The organism is Actibacterium sp., from assembly GCF_041584535.1.
In the GTDB taxonomy this organism is placed as follows: domain Bacteria; phylum Pseudomonadota; class Alphaproteobacteria; order Rhodobacterales; family Rhodobacteraceae; genus Actibacterium_D.
The window spans coordinates 1-2,076 of record NZ_JBFHDW010000378.1; the positions used below are offsets into that span (position 1 = coordinate 1).

The following is a 2,076-nucleotide window of genomic DNA, read 5'->3' on the forward strand; positions in this document are numbered from 1 at the left end:
GGCGGGCAAGCCGCTGGTCGGGGTAAACCATCTGGCCGGGCATGCGCTGACGCCGCGCCTGACCGACGGGCTGGAGTTTCCTTACCTGATGCTGCTGGTATCAGGCGGGCATTGCCAGTTTCTGCTGGTCAAAGGCCCGCAGGATTTTACTCGCTTGGGTGGCACGATCGACGATGCTCCGGGCGAGGCTTTTGATAAGACCGCGCGCCTGCTGGGGCTGGATCAGCCCGGCGGCCCTGCAGTCGAGGCAGCGGCCAAAACCGGCGATGCCAAACGATTTGCCTTTCCGCGCCCGCTGTTGAACCGGCCCGGCTGTGACATGTCGTTTTCGGGCCTGAAAACCGCGCTGCTGCGCACCCGCGATCAGATCGTCGCGGAAAAGGGCGGCATCACCATTCAGGACCGCGCCGACATGTGCGCCGGATTTCAGGCTGCCGTGCGCGATGTTCTGGCCGAAAAATCGCGACGGGCGCTGACCGAATACATGGCACTGAACCCGGCCTCGCCCGCGTTGGCGGTTGCGGGCGGTGTTGCGGCCAATCAGGCCATTCGCGCTGAATTAGAGACTGTTTCCGCTGAATTCGGCGCGCGGTTTATCGCGCCGCCGCTGAAACTGTGCACCGACAATGCCGCGATGATTGCTTGGGCCGGGGTTGAATTGTTCCGCGCCGGGCAGAGGGCGGATATGTCTCTGGCTGCGCGCCCGCGCTGGCCTCTGGACAAGACCAGCCCGACAATGCTTGGATCGGGCAAGAAAGGGGCCAAGGCATGAGCAATTCGATCGGCATCGCGGGTGCGGGTGCGTTCGGCACGGCCTTGGCAATTGCGCTGGCGCGGGCAGGAACGCCCGTCTCCCTTTGGGCGCGCGACGCGGATCATGCCGCGCGGATGAAAGCGGACCGGCGGAATGCCGGGCGGTTGCCGGGCGTCAATCTGCCTGAAAACGTCACTGTTACCACGGAAATCAGCGATCTTGCCGGATCGGACGCGGTGTTGCTGGCAGTGCCGATGCAGGCCTTGGCCGGGTTTCTGACCGCCAATCAGCCGGTGCTGGACGGGCAGCCTTTGGTGGCGTGCTGCAAAGGGATTTCCCTTGAAACCGGCACTGGCCCGACGGCGATCATTCGCCAGAACTGTCCCAGATCCGAGGCCGCGATCCTGACCGGTCCCAGCTTTGCCGCCGATATCGCGCGCGGCCTGCCGACGGCGCTGACGCTGGCCTGCGCTGATGCCGAACTGGGCGGGCGGCTGCAAGCAATGCTGTCGACGCCGGTTTTGCGGCTGTATCGCAGCAATGATACCACCGGCGCCGAACTGGGTGGGGCGTTGAAGAACGTCATCGCCATTGCCAGCGGCATCGTGATCGGTGCCGGTCTGGGCGACAGCGCCCGCGCCGCCACCATGACCCGCGGTTTCGCCGAGATGCAGCGGCTGGCCCGCGCCTTTGGTGCCGAGCCAGAGACCTTGGCCGGGTTGTCGGGGCTGGGCGACATGATTCTGACCTGCACCTCGGAACAATCGCGGAATTTCCGCTATGGTCTGGCGCTGGGGCATCAGGACCGGTTTGATCCCAAGATCACCGTCGAAGGCGCCGCCACCGCGCGCGCCGTGGCCCGTCTGGCCAAGGACAAACAAATCGACATGCCGCTGACGACCATGGTCGCGGCGGTTCTGGATGGAAAATGTAGCATCAGCGACGCCACAGGAGCATTGCTGGCCCGACCCCTTAAGGAGGAATGAATGCCGCTATTTGCCGTGATCTGCAAAGACAAGCCCGGTCAGCTGGAAACCCGGAAATCGACCCGTGAAAAGCATCTTTCTTATCTGAAATCGACCGGCGTTGTGCAACAGGCCGGCCCGTTTCTGGATCAGGCCGGTGATATGTGCGGATCGCTGCTGATCCTTGATGTGGCTGATCTGGCTGCCGCTGAAGCCTGGGCCGCGGGCGACCCCTATGCCGCCGCTGGCTTGTTTGAATCGGTCAGCGTTCAGCCGTGGAACCGGGTGATCGGCTGATGGCCTATTGGTTGTTCAAATCCGAACCGAACACCTGGAGCTGGGATGACCAGCTTGCCA

The 2,076-nt window shown here is 63.7% G+C and carries 3 protein-coding genes; all 3 read left to right on the top strand.

The genetic code is table 11. The features are described 5' to 3' along the window. Nucleotides 1-772, top strand: a 772-nt coding sequence (locus ABYW26_RS13805) for a tRNA (adenosine(37)-N6)-threonylcarbamoyltransferase complex transferase subunit TsaD (protein WP_372605488.1), incomplete at its 5' end; no start/stop codon positions are given. Next, complete coding sequence (locus ABYW26_RS13810) at nucleotides 769-1,740, top strand: NAD(P)H-dependent glycerol-3-phosphate dehydrogenase (protein WP_372605489.1); 972 nt, start codon at nucleotides 769-771, stop codon at nucleotides 1,738-1,740. The genes ABYW26_RS13805 and ABYW26_RS13810, both read left to right, overlap by 4 nt. After that, the gene (locus ABYW26_RS13815; protein ID WP_372605490.1) at nucleotides 1,741-2,016 is read left to right on the top strand and encodes a YciI family protein; all 276 of its coding nucleotides are present in this window, start codon (nucleotides 1,741-1,743) and stop codon (nucleotides 2,014-2,016) included. Nucleotides 2,017-2,076: the final 60 nt, after the last annotated feature.

Excerpts from the sequence above, each read along its gene's own strand:
- ABYW26_RS13810 (WP_372605489.1), top strand. The coding sequence starts at position 769 with ATGAGCAATTCGATCGGCATCGCGGGTGCGGGTGCGTTCGGCACGGCC.
- ABYW26_RS13815 (WP_372605490.1), top strand. The coding sequence starts at position 1,741 with ATGCCGCTATTTGCCGTGATCTGCAAAGACAAGCCCGGTCAGCTGGAA.